10 protein-coding genes and 2 pseudogenes are annotated in these 16,982 nt (G+C 68.6%); 1 reads left to right on the forward strand and 11 read right to left on the reverse strand.

The features are described from left to right. Window positions 1–667 precede the first annotated feature (667 nt). Entirely contained in the window at window positions 668–1,273 is a 606-nt protein-coding gene (locus tag AS97_RS46360; RefSeq protein WP_210567083.1) for a dihydrofolate reductase family protein, read from the reverse strand. Between the two features lie 808 nt (window positions 1,274–2,081). Next, complete coding sequence (locus tag AS97_RS46365) at window positions 2,082–2,324, reverse strand: hypothetical protein (RefSeq protein WP_210567084.1); 243 nt, start codon at window positions 2,322–2,324, stop codon at window positions 2,082–2,084. A 237-nt stretch (window positions 2,325–2,561) separates the two neighbouring features. Between AS97_RS46365 and AS97_RS46370 the strand changes: the two are divergent. Next, window positions 2,562–3,391, forward strand: a pseudogene (locus AS97_RS46370) (MerR family transcriptional regulator). 76 nt (window positions 3,392–3,467) lie between these two features. On the opposite strand, the gene AS97_RS46375 reads toward AS97_RS46370, so the two are convergent. The 9 genes and pseudogenes from AS97_RS46375 to AS97_RS46415 form a co-directional block, all read right to left on the reverse strand. After that, complete coding sequence (locus tag AS97_RS46375) at window positions 3,468–4,652, reverse strand: Mu transposase C-terminal domain-containing protein (protein WP_210567085.1); 1,185 nt, start codon at window positions 4,650–4,652, stop codon at window positions 3,468–3,470. Between the two features lie 88 nt (window positions 4,653–4,740). Beyond that, a complete protein-coding gene (locus AS97_RS46380) occupies window positions 4,741–5,157 on the reverse strand; it encodes a hypothetical protein (protein WP_210567086.1) in 417 nt (138 codons plus the stop codon). Continuing rightward, the gene (locus AS97_RS46385) at window positions 5,154–7,238 is read right to left on the reverse strand and encodes a hypothetical protein (protein ID WP_210567087.1); all 2,085 of its coding nucleotides are present in this window, start codon (window positions 7,236–7,238) and stop codon (window positions 5,154–5,156) included. Before AS97_RS46385 ends, AS97_RS46380 begins: the two co-directional genes overlap by 4 nt. After that, window positions 7,235–9,205, reverse strand: a complete 1,971-nt coding sequence (locus AS97_RS46390) for a hypothetical protein (RefSeq protein WP_210567088.1) — start codon at window positions 9,203–9,205, stop codon at window positions 7,235–7,237. The genes AS97_RS46385 and AS97_RS46390 overlap by 4 nt, the downstream gene beginning before the upstream one ends. Next, on the reverse strand, window positions 9,202–10,575 hold the full coding sequence (locus AS97_RS46395; protein ID WP_210567089.1) for a site-specific integrase: 1,374 nt from the start codon (window positions 10,573–10,575) through the stop codon (window positions 9,202–9,204). The genes AS97_RS46390 and AS97_RS46395 overlap by 4 nt, the downstream gene beginning before the upstream one ends. Window positions 10,576–11,576: 1,001 nt before the next feature. Next, on the reverse strand, window positions 11,577–11,960 hold the full coding sequence (locus tag AS97_RS46400) for a VOC family protein (protein ID WP_247204745.1): 384 nt from the start codon (window positions 11,958–11,960) through the stop codon (window positions 11,577–11,579). A 48-nt stretch (window positions 11,961–12,008) separates the two neighbouring features. Next, window positions 12,009–13,260, reverse strand: a pseudogene (locus AS97_RS46405) (IS256 family transposase). Window positions 13,261–13,859: 599 nt separating this feature from the next. Beyond that, on the reverse strand, window positions 13,860–14,639 hold the full coding sequence (locus tag AS97_RS46410; protein ID WP_210567090.1) for a hypothetical protein: 780 nt from the start codon (window positions 14,637–14,639) through the stop codon (window positions 13,860–13,862). 158 nt (window positions 14,640–14,797) lie between these two features. Beyond that, complete coding sequence (locus AS97_RS46415) at window positions 14,798–16,981, reverse strand: helicase associated domain-containing protein (protein ID WP_247204885.1); 2,184 nt, start codon at window positions 16,979–16,981, stop codon at window positions 14,798–14,800. Window position 16,982 lies beyond the last annotated feature (1 nt).

Genomic DNA, 16,982 nt, shown 5'->3' on the forward strand with positions numbered 1-16,982 from the left:
CGGCGCCTTGAGCAGCCGCAGGAGCCGGGTCCGGCCCGCGGCCAGCCGCAGACGGTGGCACAGCCGCGCGGCCGGACGGCCGCCCAGTTCGACTGCGGTCGCCCGCAGCCAGTCCGTCAGGCCGACGCTCGACCGGCGGTGCCGCTCGGTCAGACCGCCGACCTGCTGGACGAACGTCCTGCGGGAACAGCTCTTGCGGTCGCAGAAGTACCGGTGCACCCGGAGTCGAACCATGACATGGTGGGAGCCCAACGGCCTTTCTGTCAGGGTGCGTTGGTATGAGCTGTGCACGCGTCGCGCCTGCTTCCGGCAGTCCGGGCAGCGGCCCGGGCGTGCGGTGGATACCGCCTCCACCACCAGGCTGCCGGAGGAGTCGCTGACACGCTCCACTCGCACATCGATCCCGGGAAACAGCACATGCTCGACCGTCTTGCTCGCCATGGCAGGAAACACCCTGCTGAAACGATCCCCCGTTCCCATCCCTGACCTGGGGATTCACGGAACTGCGGACAGAGCCCTGAAATCGGCCGGGAACGCTCTGCCCTCCACTTCGTTGCGTCGTGAAGCATGTGGGGAATGTGGGGAGTGAAGAGCGCGTGTGAGGGTCCAGCGACCGAAGCCGCCGGCGCCGGCCTGGCGGCCGTCCAGACCGGCGGACGGGGCGATGTCATGCGGGGACGCCGAGCGGGGGGTGCTCGAGCACGCGGGGCTTGTACTCGACCAGCTGGATGCGGCCGTCGAAGGTGCGGTGCTCGATCATCTCGAGGGCAATGTCCGGATAGCCGTCGTAGATGCGTTCTTCGCCCGTGGCCCCGGTGATCACCGGGAACATCACGACCCGGAAGCGGTCGACGAGTCCGGCTCGTAGCAGGGACCGGCACAGGCTGAGGCTGCCGATCGTGCTGAGGAGCCCCGAGCCACTCGACTTCATGGCGCGGACCGCCTCGACGGCGTCGTCGCGGACGAGCGTGGAGTTGGCCCACGTCAGTGGCTCCTCGAGTGAGGAGGAGAACACCACCTTGGACGCTTGCGTGAGCTCGTCGACGGACGCCTCTTCCTCGGGCCTGAACTCGTCTTGGCCATTCGGGACCTCGCCTGCGGCGAAGCCCGACATCAGGCGGTAGGTGTTCGCTCCCATCAGGTAGGTGGCCCCGGGCTGCTCGCCGAGCCATGCGAGGTACTCCGGGCCCTCGAGGCCCCAGAACCCGGGCCAGCCCTCTCCCGATGCGTGGCCGTCGAGGGAGGTGATGAAGTCGACGAGAAGCTCCGACATGGCGGTGTCCTTTCCCAGGGTGTCACGAGCTTGGACCGGCCGGGAGCCACAAACTCATCGGCCGCGCTGTGGAGTAACGAGAAAACCCATGACGCTGCATCCGATCAGGCCGACGGAGCGGCACTGCTTCGGAGAGCCGGAGGCCTACACGATTGCGCTACGCACGCAGCCGGGTAATGATCTCCACGTGATGGGAAACGGCTGTTTGAGTTCTGTCAAAGCCCGAGCACTGCCCCACCCGCGAACGGCCCACCATGCTCTGCTGGGTGATCAGCGAGGCCTCGCTGCCCCGACGTCGACAGCGGGTACTTCATCCACTCACCTGCGACGGCGGCGGAGTACTTCCGTGAGTACGGCCCCGCTCCGATCGACGGCGAACCGATCACGCTGGTCTTCGCCAGCGACGGCGGGGGCCATCTGTTCGTGATCGGAGCCAGCGGACAAGTCTGGAAGTCCACTACGGCCTCCTGGTTTGACGACTTCGAGGTCACCGCGTCCAGCTTGCAGGAGTTCCTCGAACAGCTCGGCCGCCGGATTACGGTCTGCCGGTATCCCGTGGACCGACCTCCGAACTGATCGGGCTCAGGCCCATTCCACGCCCAGTTCGGCCAGAGCGGCTCTGTCCAGGAGCGGTCTTTCTGATCGGTGGGTCATCGGGTTGGCCTGGGCTGATCAGTTTGGTGCTTGGTGGTGGTAGCGCTTCAGGCTGGGTTGTTACGGCTCGGTGATGGAGGGAACGAGGGCTTGGGCTGCGTGTTGAGCTGGTGCTTTGTCAGGTGGGATGAGTGTTGGTCAGCTGTGGTCAGTTTCATTGCATGTTGATCAGGTTCGTTGAGTGTTCCTTTGCGCTCGTCGTGGTGTTGGTGGGGTGGTTGAGCCAGTAGAGGGCGGTGTCCATGTCGTGTGGGGTCCAGTTGTGGATGGGGGTTGGGGCGGCGGCCAGGAGTTGGTCGATCGTTTCGATGTAGCGGCTGTAGCGGCCGGGTGCGTGGCTGAGGGGGATGCCGAGGGTGTGGAGGGCGCTGTGGGCTCGCCGGTCGTAGATAGCCATGCGGTCGGGTGCGGCTGCCGTGAGGATGGTGGAGGCGAGGGCGTCGCCGGTGCGGAAACCTGGTAGGGGAGCGAGGGCTGCTCGGCCGGCTTGTGCTGCTGCGCTGCGGCTGAGAGTGGTGTCCCGTGCGGCGGTGGTGGCTGCGGCGGTTGCGCCGCCCGGATGGTGTGTTGTTGCACCTGCCGTAGCGGCATGTGGTGTCGTCGAGGCACCACAGCACGAAAGGCTCCGTCTGCGATGTACCCCTCTGTCACACCGCCCCGCCAGGTCAAGATCGGCGATGCTGCCGCCTTCGCCGGGACCACCCCACGCGCTATCCGCCACTACCACCAGATCGGTCTGTCCGGAACCCGAGCGCGGTGGAGACGGCCGCCGCCGCTACGGCTACGACGACATGATCCGCCTGTTGTGGATCCGCAGAATGGCGGAGGTCGGCATCAGTCTGGAAGACATGCGAGCTGCCTTCGACGAACCCGGGGACATCGAGGAGACTCTGGGCCGGCTGGAGGAATCCCTGGCTGCCCAGGAGGCCGACATCAAAAGTCAGCGCGCGGCCGTCGGGCGCCTGCGGGCTGTGGGCAGCCCGCAGGGCCTGCTCTCCGAGCTGGTGACGGATCGGCTCAGCCACCTGCCCCCTGGCGCATTGCGCGCCTCCGACATGGAGGCCCTGCTGGTCACGGAACGGATCTTCGGTCCGCTCGGCTCCGCACTACAGGCCAGCGTGTACATCGTGCTGGCCACCCATCCCGACCTACGGGCCGAGGAGGACCGTCTCGACGAGGCTGAGGCCGCCCTCGACGACGGCGTCGCCGCGCGTCGAGGAAATCGCCGTACAGCGATACACCCACCACATGGCTCTCGTACAGGCCATCACGGCAGCCGGGCTGGACACGGCCGATGACGAGCTCTTCGAGACCTACGACGCCGACCTGGCAGAGGAGGAGGACACGCAGATGGGCGCCTCGGAGGCGATCACCAAGATGCCCTACGACTTCTCTCCTGCCCGGATGCGCTGCATGGAGCGCGTGGCACAACTCGTCGGCCAAGACGCCTGCGCAGACAGTTGATCGCCTGTGCCCGGTACAGACCTGGCCGGCAGCCTATCTCGTCCACCTGTACGTGACCGGCCACATCAGGAACCGGTCAATCCGAAACCGAGAGTGACATCTCAACTGGCCGTACGTGGGGATTCCGGACAGGCCGCTGACAGAACGTCCTCCCCGGGCTCATCGGCTTCCGCCTCCGGCTGCTGGCCGAACAAGATCCCCCACACCGCACCCTCGGTTGTGGCGCGGGCGCGGGCGGCGATGACCTTCTCCCGGCGGGTGCCATGTCCGGCGGCGGCGCGTTCCAGCAGCTCGCGCAGGGCGAGCGCCAGGTCATGTTCGTGCTGGGCGCGGTCTGCGCGGCGGGCGACGGTGCGCTTGATGTGCTGCCAGGTGAAGTCGGTGAACGGGGCACTGACCAGGGTGTGGTGGATCCACGGCACCGCCTCCCACGCATATCCGCCTGGTCAGACTTCGGCAGGCGTACCCATGCCTGGCCGGGAGCGTGCGGGTTGTAGTGGATCTCCCACAGGCCGTCCGCCGCCGGCGAGCGCTCGCCGCGGTAGGGGTTGAGGACCTTGTGGTCGTAGGTGCGGTAGTCGATGCGGATGCCGTAGTCGTTGATCTTCTGCCGCTTGACAGGCATCAGCTCGATGTAGTCTTCGCGACCCAGCGGCACCGGGATGTACCCGCACACGGCGACCAGCGCCGCCCACATCTCGTTCGGCGACAGCGCGCAGCGGGGCATCATCGGGTGCCGCAACCCATCGTGCTCACGTTCCTGCCACCCGCAGATGATCCACTCCTGGAACATCTCGGCCAGCTGGGCCAGCGTCCACACCGCCTCGCCTTCGGCGTCCTTCCCGCGCTCGCCGGTGTGCGAAGCCGTATAGGCGGCCACATGCTGCACGAACAGCGTGTTGATCGAGGAGAAGGTGCGCTCCACATGCCCCTTGGCCGGCCCGTTGCCCGGCGGCGCGGGCTGCACGGAAATGCCCAGCGACTCGCAGGCGGCGATGAACGAGGACGAGACGAACACATTGCCCTGGTCGACCACGATGGTCTGCGGGGTGATCACCGGCCGCGCCGCTGCGCCCTCCAGTCGGGCATCCACGCTCAGCAGCCGCTCGTAGGGCACCACCGAGTGTTCCATCGCCAGCGCCTCGGCCCAGCCGGGCCGCATCGGCGCCGGAACCACCATCTGCGCCAGCAACTGCGCCGCGTCCACGCTGCGGGTCCCTTTCGCACGCAGCACGGCCGCGCAGATGGTGCGGGTGGCCACAGCCAGAGCGATGTTGTGGTGGTGGTTGTGGGTTGACCGTTGACCGCTTCGAGGCTGTTGGGGCTACGGCGGGTTGGTGGGGCAGGGCTCAGGGCCGTCGGCTTCGGTCTGGTTGGTTGATGTGGGTGATGTTGTGGCTGGATTCCAGGGCCTCGCGGAGGCGGGCGTTGTCGAGTGCGAGTCGCTGGATGTGGGCTGCTGCGTAGCGGAGGTTTTCGGTCAGGGCCCGGTTGGCTCGGCGGAGTTTGGCGTTTCTGGCGATGAGGACGTTGTGGGTACTGGGCCGTGCTTCGTCGCCCGCCGGTGAGGACGGGCTGCTGCGAAGGGCTGAGATTTCCTTGGTTAGTTCGGGGAAGTGGCGGCGGAAGGTGGTGTTGGACAGGCCGAGCCTGGTGGCGAGGGCGAGGACGCTGGGGCGTTTGCCGTTGTCCTTGCACTGGCTCAGGTATTGGTCCGTGGCCTGGCGGGCGCGGGCCTGGGTGGGGATGTCGGCGGGCCGAGTCACGGGGTGGGCCCTTTCGTGGTGTTCCGTTTCAGGAATGCGGTGATCTCGTCGCGGCGGGCCTCAAGCCTGTGCCGCAGCAGCGGTGGCAGGGGCGGGCGGGTGGCGAGCCGTTGGTTGATGCGGTTGATTTGGCGTTGCCACGCGGCGGTGTTCTCGACAGTGAGGGCGACGTTGCGGCAGGCAAGTGGCTTGCAGCCCCCGTGATCAGGAAGGCCCTCGCTGCGCCGGTTCCGGGCTTTTTCGCAGAGGGCCTTGGTGTGGTCGTGGACGCAGGTGACGTACTGGCCGGGATAGACGGCCGGATCATGCCGGGCCATCAGGCGCCGTAGCCGGATGTCGTCCAGGACGATCTTGCCTTGGAAACGGGCCTGGCTGCCAAAGGCTTCCAGGCGGCGGGTGGCTTCGTCGGCGGCGGGGCCGGTGAGGTGGGTGTGTTCGTGGGCGTCGATGGCGGCCATGAGGTGTTCGCCGCGGGCGAGGGCTTGTTCGCTTTCGACTTCGGCGCGGAAGCCGGAGTCGCTGGTGCCTGCGTAACCTTCGAAAACTTGGATGCAGTGGTGGCGGTAGGCGAGGGCGCCGGCGATGACGCCGCCGGGGCGGCGGGCGATGTACCAGGCGAGTGTGCGCCGGAACTGCCGGTTGGTCAGGTGCCAGGGCCGGCCGTCGACCGCGGGAATGCCGTCACTGCGACCGTGGCGGTGGCAGTAGTCGTTGATCCAGGCGGCGTAGCGGTTCAGGCGGGCGTTGGTGGCTCCGCTGGCCAGGACCTGGTTGGCCGCGTCCGGCTTGGCGCCGGGCGTGTGGGGGAGAGGCCCGAAGAGGTAGTCGCTTGCGGGTGGCTGCAGCTGTTCCAGGACGGTGATCGCGCGGGCGGCGGCTTCCCCGATGCTCCAGACCGCGGGAACGCCGGCCGGATCGTGTTCGGCTTTGAAGGCCAGGCTGCGCATTTTCCATCGGTAGGGCGTGCCGTCCGCGTCGCGTTCGATGATCAGGCTGCCGCGTTTGAGGTGTTTGATTTCGCTGTCGCGGGCGCCGGAGAGGAACGCCAGGACCACGTAGCAGGCGTCTTGGAGGTGGCGGGCGAGGACGGCGAGGCTGTCGCGTTCGGCGAAGTCGGCCAGGACCGCCTCGATCCAGGGACGGTCGTCGAGCCGGCCGAAGGTCGGCTGGTCGCTGACCGTCTGCGGGCGGATGCCGATGACGGCAACCGCCTCGTCGATCATGTGCTGGTGGCGTGCCAGGGAGATCCGGCTGCATCCCACGGCGTGGGCGATCGCGGTCAGACTGGGCTTGCCCCGCCAGCCGGGCAGCGGCCGGCCGGAGGCGATGAGCTCATCCAGCCACGCCCGCAGCAGCCCGTATACCTGGCCGTAGGCGGGCGGCTTGGCATGCGGTGGGGGCGGGGTGCGCCATGCGCGGTCTGCGGCGAGGACGTCGGCGCTGAAGTCGTCGATGAACCGCATGGACCAGACGAACAGCGGTCCGAGGACGTCTTCGGGGATGCGGGCGGTGGTGTTCTCCTGCCGGTGTGTGGTGGTCTCGCCCCAGCCGTCGATGTGGGCGGGGTCGAACCGTAGGGCGCCGCAGGGCAGGCAGTTTCGCCAGAGCCAGAACTTGCGGGCTCCCGCGCGGGCGCTTTGGCGGGCCCCCACCAGGGGCAGTGACTGGATCAGATACCGCTGGTAGTCCTCCAGGTCCGCGCCACCCAGGGCGTCCAAACGCGGGGCACGGCCCGCGGCCCAGCGCAGGAAGCGGACGTGTTCGGTGAATGCGGTGCGGATCGTGGCGACCGCCGGCCGTGTCTCGCCGGCAGGCACGGGCCCGGACAGCATCGCGTAGCAGAGCTCTTTGCCGACCTGGCGGTGGGTGGCCGGGATGAGGCGGAAGTCCAGGATGAACCGGCGTTCATGCTTCTTGAGCAGGGCCGGCCCCAGGTTCCACACGTCGTCGCTGAACCGGGAGGTCTCCTCCAGGCGGCTTTCCGGTTGCAGGCGGCAGCCGTTGAGGACGAACGGGTCGCTCTCCCGCTCCAGGGACGGGGGCGGGAAGGGTGCGGGCAGGAGGTGCGGCGCGGTCGTCATGGCGTCTCCCACGGGTTCTCGACCAGGTCGAGAGTTGCGTCGTGTGGCTTGTGGGCCTGGGCTTGCTCGAGTTCTGCGGGGGTGAACCGGGTGAGGATGTCGTGGCGGATGGCGGCCCAGGCGGACCCGTAGCGCTGCCACCACTGCTCTTGCGGTAGTTCGCGGCGGCGCTGGGCCAGAGCGTCGACCAGGCCGAGCAGGCGGGGCAGGTGGTCGCGGGTGATCAGGCAATTCCCGCAGTGGAAGCAGCCCAGGAAAGAGACCTCACACGACTGCCCGGTGAGGGGATGGTGGTCGTGGTCGACGCAGGCGCTCCAGCCGGTGTCCAAGCCGCCGTCCGCAACCTGCCGGGCCGAGGACGGCGCGACCCCGGCTTCCTTCAGCGCGGTGGCCCCGGACGGCCCGGGCAGAACGCGGGGGCCTCCCCCCTGGACCTGCGCTGCTCGCTCGTGGGCCCGGCGGGCCGCCTGCTCGGCGTCGACGAGCGCCTCACCGAGCACCTCTTCCGCCCACGCCGTGATGACCGGATCCCCGCTGAGGTAGTTGCGGAACAGCACCGGAATCGTGTTCGACTTGGCGGCCGAGGGCAGGTGGCCACCCATCCGCTTGGTGCGCCGCACCTCCATGCTGGTCTTGATCCGGTTGAAACTCACCTGCAGCGGCAGGCCCTCACCCGGGCCTTGCGAGGCACAATCTCCGGGCTGCGGGTCGGCCAGCAGCGGACGCGGCCGATTGGCCGCCCACGCGCTGGGGAGGATCGGGGTTCCCCGCAGGGACTGCTCGAAGGGCGCGCAGTGGTCGTCGGCGACCTTGAGCCCCGCTGCGTACCCGTTGCGCCAGACACACCACAGCAGCGGCGATGGCGAGCCGCGCAGCCGGCGGCTGCGGGCGGTCAACTCCAGCAGCAGAAGGTACAACCCGCCCGGAGTGTGCAGTTCCCGGCCCGGGGCGCCGATCTCCCAGGTGACCGTCTCCAACCAGCGGCGCGCCCCGCGTCGGCGCTTGACGATGACCAGATCGACCGCCCGGCCTTCCAACAACCGGTGCGCAATGGGCAGTTCCTTGATCGTCTCACCGTTGCGTTCGGACAGTGCGGCGGCGAGCAGCATCAGCGGCGGCAGGTCCCGCAGGGTCAGGAAGAGCCGACCGGCCAGCTGCAGCCGCTCGGGAGCGAACGGGTTGGGGCGTGCACCAGGCGGTACCGGGACCTTGCCGGTGACGGCCATCTGCTCCAGCATCCGCCCCACGGTGCGTTCCCTGTCGTCCAACGCCAGCGGATCGGTCTGGTAGCGGCGCAGCAAGTCCTCCCCGGCCCGGATCCGGTCGCGGATCCTGGCGGCATCCGCCCGCAGCGCGGCCAGCAACCGGGCCAGTTCACCGTCGGTGTAGCCGGTTGTCAGCCGTCTGGTGCCGCCAGCCGGCGGCGGACACGCGGCGCGGGTCCCTGCAGCCAGCGGCGGGGACGTCCGGGGTGCGGGCAGGCGCCGCTGAAGGTAGTCGATCACTTGCGGTGACACGTGCTGTCGCAGTTCGGGCAGGCTGAACAACAGCCGGGCCCGTGTGAGGTCCTGGCGTGCGGTGGCCGGAGCGGTCGCGGCCCGGTGGGTGTGGAAGGCCGCCACATGAGCGGGCGTGAGTTCGCCCGGCGTCGTGGGCGGTTCGGGCAGTGAGTCGAGGAACCGCATCAGCCGGACCAGGGATCCCCAGCCTGTGCCGGCCGCGGAGAGGGTGCGCAGCCCTCCAGCCGGGCCAGTCCGTGCGGCGAACGCTGCGGCCAGCACCTGGTGCCAGCCCGGCAGCGGCAGCCGGGAGACATCGAAGCTCCTGCTGCGGCCGTCGTCCCCGCAGAAGGCCACCACCAGCGTGCCGTCCGCCCCTTGCTGCACGGGGGCGGCAGGCGTGTAGGCCCCCACGGGCATCGCGGCCGGCCGGCCGGGGCCGGTGCTGCCCCGTCCCCGCCGGCTCATCCGGTGTCTCCGGCCGATTCAGCCGGCGCGCGGGTGTCGTCGCCGATCCGCTGCAGCGGCGTATCGCGAGGGTCTTCCCAGGTATCGGGCACCAACGCCATGCGGGTCTCCATCTCCAGCTCCTGCAGCGCGTGCAGATAGACGGTCGTGGTCACCACGGAGCGGTGGCCCAGCCTGCGGCGCACCCAGTCCAGCGGATCACCGAAGATGCGCGTGTAGTGGCCGCGCTGCGCCTCGTTCAGCTCGCCGAGAGCCGCGATGTGGCCGCGCTGCAGCTGCTCCAGGGTCACCACGGCGAAGCTGTGCCGCAGCAGGTGGGCATGGCACGACAGCACGACCCCGCGGGTCTTGCAGCGCTTGTTGGCGTCGGTGAAGATGCTCTTCCACGTCGACACCGCCAGCGGCTGACCGTCCTCACCGAGCCAGAACAGCGCCGGCTCCAGGCCGTCCAAACTCTCCACCAGCAGCCGGCGCCGCTCCGTCGGCCCAAGCTCCCGCACGCTCACCGTGCGCCGAGTGGCGCTCCCAGTGACCCGGGCCAGCTGCGGCCGCGCCGGGTCGTCGATCACCAGCGGACGACGCCACCTGCGGTAGACGCCGGACGCGCGAGCATCCCCGACCACTTCCGCCCGGTCCAGCTCCGCGTAGACCGCCAGCTCACGCACCACACTGTGCGGGACATAGACCCAGCGGGCGGAGAAGTACTTCGCGATCGCCCCCGGCAGCCAGAACCGCTGATAGCCGCCCGTTGCGGGCCGGACCGGCATCTCCGCCGTGGTCAGGTGGGCCTGCTCCGACAGCCGCATACCGGTGCGCACCATCAAGTCGGTGAACGCCGCGTTCCGCGCCGCCCAACGCCCCCGAAACCGCCTCGACGGCAACCCGTCACTCCCGTACCCGCGCAGCCCCACGTCCCGCCACAACCGGTACGACGCCGGCGGCAGCCACTCAATCCGCTCCCCGCCCCGGTCATGCGCGTAAGTCGCCGGGACCGTCTGCGCACGGGAGGCGGACGGCGTGCCCCACGGCGGCAGCTTGGGTGGCCGGTGCGGGATCGGCACCGCACCCACCTGCCCCTGCCCGGCCGCCCACACATAGAACTGGTTGACGTGCGAGACGTCCTGGCTCCACGTGCCACCCGACACCCGCGGCCCGGCCGTATCCCGCCGACGCCACTGGTGATACGCCAGATGATCAGCGTCAGTAGCCTCCCGCCACCCCCGCCCGCCCCGCGCCCGGTACACGAACGTCAAGAACCCGGCCAGCGCCCGGGCTCGGTTGGCATTGCTGTTCCACGGCGCGCCCACCAACTGCGGGCGCTGGAAGTAGGAGTTGAGCACCACGTCGTACTCCCACCGCGGTGACAGCAAGAATGGCAACCCGTCAGGCAGGCCCGCCCTATCCAGCCATGCATCGAGACCACCTGGCAGCCCCCGCAGCCCCTGCACGACAGTCTCCGGCTGCACGACATCACGCGAAACGAAATGCACACTCCACGCTGGCTCCTGCATGCGTGAGGCCACCCTTCGACGTGAGCAAGCCCGTCCTGGGCCGACCTGACGATCGCTTGTGCACGGCCGGTCACTGACCGCCGCACGCCTCCCAGTCAAGGCGGGCTCAAATGCCTCACCTGCAAAAGCGGCGAACGCGTCATCAGCGACGAGCGGATGCGTCAGGATGGACGGAGAGTGCGTCCTTCTCCCGGGGCACCCGCGCGCGGCGTGGACTGGCCAAAACACCCGCCGCATAGTCCGGACGGCCCCGGAACAGCGCACTGTCCGACCGCGCGGGCACGGCTGGCCTCTCGCCGAACCGCCGCCGCTACGCCATGAGCGCCAGCTATACGCGGTTTCGTATGCGCAAAGTGCGCTTCCTGCCCGGCAGGCTAAGTAACTCGCAGATCGGGTGGTCCCTGCGTGCTGGTCACCCGCCGGTGTGCCTCTGTTTGGGGCGCCGGGGCCGCCGCGCCGCATCGCCGTCAGCCCGGCTATGACTGCAGATTGTGCTGGATCACTTACGCAAGAGTCATGATTCGTGCTACTCGTCTACCGGGGTGATGTGAGCGAGCTTGGCGGGGGCGTATGACATCGGATGGCGTGGAGGTGCGGACACGGAGGGCGAGCCGGGTCCAGGATGCTGTGCGCATTCTGTTTCTGTTGGACCACTGTCCACAGCCGGATAGCGAGTGTCCAGCCCATCCGGACGCAGTGGCGGTGCTGCGCGGGCAGAAGAAGCTTCAGGCGCTCGACTTCTGGCTCCGCAACCCTGATTACCTTGCCGATGAACTGTTGAACGTCGCGGAGGCCGGCCGGAGCGTTTCGGGAGAGCAATTGTCAATAGTTGTGGATCACGTGACATGTGATCCAGCCGGTCATCCCTCGTCGTAGCAGAGGCAGAAGGGGTGGCCGGCGGGGTCGAAGAGCACTCGGACGTTCTCCTGCGGCTGGACCTCCGCGATCGTGGCGCCCAGGGCGACCGCCTCGGCGACCGCCGAGTCCAGGTCGCCGACCTGGAAGTCGAAGTGCATCATCGGGCGCTGCTCCCCGTCGGCCGGAGGCCAGACCGGAGCCCGATAGTCGTCCGCCTGCTGGAAGACGAAGAAGGGGCCTTGCGGTGACGCAGCGACGATGGCCGTTCCCGGCTCCTCGTGTCCGATGTGCCAGCCGAGCAGGTCGGCGTAGAACCTCCCCAAGCCGCTGGGGTCCGGCGCCTCGATCGCCGTTCCCCACCACATACCATCAGTTCGAGACTTCATTCCGGCAGCCTGCCTCACGATCCCGTGCTTGTCGCGCATGAGGCGTGATCAGGCAGCGGTGGTCTCCTCACGCTCGACCAGGACGCCGTCTTCGAAGCGGGATCCGGCGCGGACCAGAGCCACGAGGTGAGCGCCGGTGATTGCCCGCCAGCGTTCCTGGGCGGTCTCGACGAGCTTGAACACCATCGCCAGGGCGGCGGCGGGGCTGCCGGCGCCGCGGGTGACCTTGGTGCGGAGTTTGACCGTGGCGAAGGTCGACTCGATGGGATTCGTGGTCCGCAGGTGGATCCAGTGCTCGGCGGAGAAGTCGTAGAACGCCAGCAGTTCCTCGGTGTCGTTGGTGATCTTCGCGACGGCCTTGGGGAACTTCGCCCCGTAAGTCTTCGCGAACGCCTCGATCGCCTTCTGGGCATGGGCGCGGTTCTCGGCGTTGTAGATCTCCTGCATCGCCTTCGTCGCGCCCGGCTGCGCGGACTTCGGCAGGGCGTTCGTGACGTTGCGGGCCTTGTGCACCCAGCACCGCTGATGCGGGCGGCCGGGAACACCTCCGCCAGTGCCCTCCACAAGCCCATCGCGCCGTCGCCGACCACCAGCTCCGGATCGCGCATGCCGCGCCGGCGGCAGTCCCGCAGCAGATCGGCCCACGACTCGGTCGACTCTCGCAGCCCCTCGGCCATGGCGATCAGCTCTTTGGTGCCGTCCAGGCGCACCCCCATCAGCACCAGCACGCAGCTGTGCGCCTGGCCCAGACGGACCTTGGGATGCACCCCGTCCGCCCACACGTACACGTAATCGTTCCTGGATAGATCCCGGGCCTGGAAGGCGGCGTGATCGTCGCCCCACTGCCTGGTCAGCCGTGTGACGGTGGCCGGTGACAGTCCGGCCGTGGAGCCGAGGAACTGCTCCAGCGCGGGCACGAAGTCCCCGGACGACAGCCCGTGCAGGTAGAGCAGCGGCAGCACCTCCGAGATCTTCGGCGACTTGCGGCACCACGGGGGCAGGATCTTGGAGGAGAACCGCTTGCGCTCGCCAGTGTCGGCATCGACCCGCTTGTCGTTCACCCTCGGCGCCGCGACCTCGACCGGCCCCGCGGCAGTGGTCACGGTGCGCGGCCGGTGGTGCCCGTTGCGTACCACCAGGCGGCGGCCCGCATCGTCCCGCTCCCTGCCAGCTCGGCTATGTACTGGTTGACCTCCGCCTCCAAAGCGGCGGCCAGCATGCGGTGGGCGCCTCCCCGGACGATCTCATCGATCAGGGAGCCGGACTCGGTGGTCCCGTCGGAGTTCACTACGCTGAGCACGGGGTGTACCTTCCCGACCCGCGCTGCAACGCGGGTCTCTACTCGGTGACTTGTAGATCACTCGGGAAGGTACGCCCTTCGCGCGCTCCCCGGGGAACCGATCCACAAGTCCTGAGCATTGCTCGGCTGCCTCTCCTGAGGTCAAGCTGTGGCTCACGGGCCAGGGAATCGCTCGGGACAGCGGAACGATCATGTCGCGCAGCTTCTCGTACGCGAGGATGCAGTCCACGTAGGACTGACGCCTAAGCTCACGGTGCCATTTGCTGAGGTCGCGGGCCATTTGAGCCTCGGCCTGCCCCCTTGCGGCCCGCGGCACCATGCCGTGGCCGGCAAGCGCGAAGAGGCCCGCAACCACTACACCAACAAGCGGCCAGACCGGCGTCCAGTCGAAGCCTGTGCCCTTCCCTCCAGCGGCGAGGGCAGCCCCTATCGAGTTCATGGCGGAAGTGTGCTGGTTGCCTGCCCAGTTGGCGAAGCCCGCAGATGAATGGCACAGTCACAAATACCGGTCACCGTCTGACGGGCCCCTCCGGGCCGCGTGGGCGAAGCGGACGCCCGGGGATCGGGGCTCGCAGGATGGACGTCCTGACCACGGCCCGCTACTGAGTAGGGAGGGCTGGCGGTTCGCCGTTGTTGCTGCGTGCTTCCCTCTGCTGCCGAATTAGGTCTCTCCTGTGCTCGTGCTCGGTCCGAATGGAAGGGGCGTTGGCCAGCTTGTAGCTGTCTGACAGAGCCTTCACCGCATTCTGGATCTTGCCGAGTTTTTCTTCGATCTGTTTCGTCGGCCGGTTCTTCATCAGTGACTCCGCCCAAGTCCCGAAGTCGACCACGTACTCAAGAGACTCCACGCTTCCGCTGGGCCCTTCGGATTCGACGGTGAAGGTGTAGGCGGTGGGCAGGTCACTGTTCTCGAACCGGTCCTGGTTGTCCAGGAGGAACTCGAGCCGGCGCCCAGGCGGCAGCATGGGAATGGCGCGGGACAAGGCGCGTTGCAGCATCTCCGTCAGGTCGTCTCCCCACCCGGAGACCAGGGGCGGATCGCAGGAGATACGCACGTTACGAGCCACGGTCGGGCCGATGTTCTCGATGACGACCACGAGGGTCCCCGAGGCGGGGTCTGAAGGCTGGATGTCGACGATTACGTACGGCTCGTTCTGCTCCCGATGGATGCGTTCTGCCAGCGCCAACTGCTCGCGGTGCAGACGTTCTGCCTGTTGAAGTTGCTCATTGGCCACACGTACCTGCTCGTCGGCTGCACGGGCTTGCTTCTCGGAGTGGCTTGCTGAGGCCGATGCGGTCCTTGCCTGCCAGATAGCGATGGCAGCGGCGCCCACCGATGCGGCGCCCGTGCTGAGTGCAATCCAGTCTCCTGCGTCCATGAGGCGAAGCTAGCGGGAGGGGCTGACATACACCGGGACGGCTCCCTCGATCACCGCCGCTTGCACAGACTGGGACAGCACTGCATCTCTTGGCGTGGTGACCCACCGCTCACCGTGCGCTGACAAAACGTCCCGGGCTCTCCGTGCCGGACAGGGCATCATGCCCATTCGATGCCCAGTTCCCGCAGTGCGTCGAGCTGGTCCTGGGTGAGCTTGTCTCGCCTCGATTTGGTGTTGGAGACCCACACGCCCAGTTTCACAGCCACCGGGTCCGTCTCGTCGTCGACCGCGATCTCTTCGCTGTGGCCCCTCGGCACCGGCCGTTGGCCTTCCCGTTCCACCCACTGTGTGAGGGCCGCGAGACCGCGCTGGAACGCCTGCTGCGCCTTGCTCGGCCCCTTCTCCGCGCTGCTCGCCGCCGGAGCTGAGACCGGGGCCGGGGCGGGAGGCGGCGCCTGAATGCCCAGTTCGGTCAGCCGGTCCTGCTGCTCGGTCGACAGCTGTGCCCAGGTGCCCGGTTCCTGCTGTCGCCACCTCCAGGTGCCGATGTCGTCGCCGTCGAAGACGACGCCTGGCGCGATGTAGGGCAGGACGCCGTCGGCGTCGACGAGATCGGCGAGGACGCGGTAGTGCCGCTGCCAGCTCAGCGGCCATGGGCAGTTCCAGTCCGGGTCGATTGCCGCCAGCTGCTCCGCGCGTGCGGCGGCCCGCTTCGGGTTCTTCCCGAGGCCGTCCTTGCGGCGCAGATTGGCCATGTGCTGCCCCACCGGCATCATCGCCTCGCCCTCGCCCCACGCGGCGTCCTGGCGGGGCGCGAGGTGCCCCGTGGCCCGCCGGTAGGACCGCAGCGCGGCGAGCTTGGTCTCCCAGGCTTCCTCGCCGGGTTCCCACACCATCCCGGCCTCCGGCAAGTCGAGCAGCTCTTTGCGCCGCGGCTCCAGCTCACCCGCCCGCAGCGCCTTCCTCTGCTGGTGGACCCACCGCCCCAGCGGAAACGACTGTGTCGCGCCGACTTCGACCTCGGTGTCGTAGGGAATGGTGTAGAGGCCGGTGATCTGGTTCTCCGCCCGCCAGCGGAGCAGGGCTTGGTAGCCCTCCAGCCACACCAGGGACTCCGGCCGGTAGACCCGGGTGCGCAGGAACGCGGCGATGGTCGCCGCGTCCCGGGGAGAGGAGAAGTGGAGCAGGGCCGACTCGGCAGCGGCGTCGGTGTCGTCGTGTTCCTGGTCCTCGCCGTCGCTCTCGCCGCTGGCCCCGACGATCCGCCCGTCCTCGTCACGCTGGACGTGGACCTTGCGCTTGCCGCTGGTGAGGGCACGGGAGGCGAGCTGCTCGACCAGGCGCTCATCGTGGCTGCGCAGGCCCTGGAGCACGGCTACGAGGGGGCGGAAGCTGGCGCTGGCGACCATGTCGGTCGGGTCCTCGCCGGGCTCCAGGAAGACCGGGACGATGATCCTGGCGACCTTGGTGGAGCCGTCCTTGTTGAGGCGGAGCGCGCGGCCGATGTTCTGCACGATCTCCACCTGCGAGCCGCGGGTGTCGGCGAAGCAGATCGAGTCGACTCCCCGCTCGCCGGTGATGTCCACGCCCTCCCCGAGCACGCGAACGCTGGCGAGGAAGGCGCGGTGCACCCTGCGTCCGGCCGCGTCGATGCCGTTGGCGAACTGGCGCAGGACCTCACGCCGTTCGCTGACGAGGTGGTCGCCGCACAGCCACGCCGACCAGACCCGGTCCGGCGGGACGTGGCGGCCGGCCTCGAGTTCGTAGAACTCCGCGTCGATGGATGACTTCGGGAGCTTGTCCGCGGCGGCCAGGTCGTCGTCGGTGGTGTCCTTGACGTACAGCTCGGCAGCGGTCTCAGGGAGCTTGTCCGCGAACGCGGCGGCCTCCTCCACCTTCTGGTGGAACGTCATCACCGTACGCAGGTTGTACGCGGCCGCGTGCTCCAGGAGCGCCGTTTGCAACAGAGCCAGGCGCCGGCCGCGCAGCGCCTCCGCCGACTCACCGACGACGGGGGAGGGGTCGCGGATCTCCAGGACGTCGATCTCGAACCCAGCGAGGATGCCTCGCTCGATGGCTTCCGAGAGCCCGAGTTCGGCGCCGGGGAGCCATGCGCCGTACGTGCCGTCCGGGTCGTCGGCCATGGTCGCGATCTCCGCCTCCTGGCCGTCCGCGCCCTTCTGGGGGCGAGGCGCGGCGAGGATGCGCGGGGTCGCGGTCAGGTAGAGCCGGAAGTCGGCGGGGATCCGCTGGTTGTCGTGGATCGCCGCCCACGGACGCCCAAGATCACCGGCGGTGCCGTGGGCCTCGTCCGTTTTACCGACTCTAGAAGTGATCGGCAGG

Origin of the sequence: Streptomyces sp. AgN23 (genome assembly GCF_001598115.1) — a bacterium.
Classification (GTDB): domain Bacteria; phylum Actinomycetota; class Actinomycetes; order Streptomycetales; family Streptomycetaceae; genus Streptomyces; species Streptomyces antimycoticus.

Coding starts and splice junctions, on each gene's coding strand:
- AS97_RS46400 (WP_247204745.1), bottom strand. CDS start 11,960: ATGAAGTCTCGAACTGATGGTATGTGGTGGGGAACGGCGATCGAGGCG.
- AS97_RS46385 (WP_210567087.1), bottom strand. CDS start 7,238: ATGACGACCGCGCCGCACCTCCTGCCCGCACCCTTCCCGCCCCCGTCC.
- AS97_RS46390 (WP_210567088.1), bottom strand. CDS start 9,205: ATGAGCCGGCGGGGACGGGGCAGCACCGGCCCCGGCCGGCCGGCCGCG.
- AS97_RS46410 (WP_210567090.1), bottom strand. CDS start 14,639: ATGGACGCAGGAGACTGGATTGCACTCAGCACGGGCGCCGCATCGGTG.
- AS97_RS46360 (WP_210567083.1), bottom strand. CDS start 1,273: ATGTCGGAGCTTCTCGTCGACTTCATCACCTCCCTCGACGGCCACGCA.
- AS97_RS46365 (WP_210567084.1), bottom strand. CDS start 2,324: ATGGCTATCTACGACCGGCGAGCCCACAGCGCCCTCCACACCCTCGGC.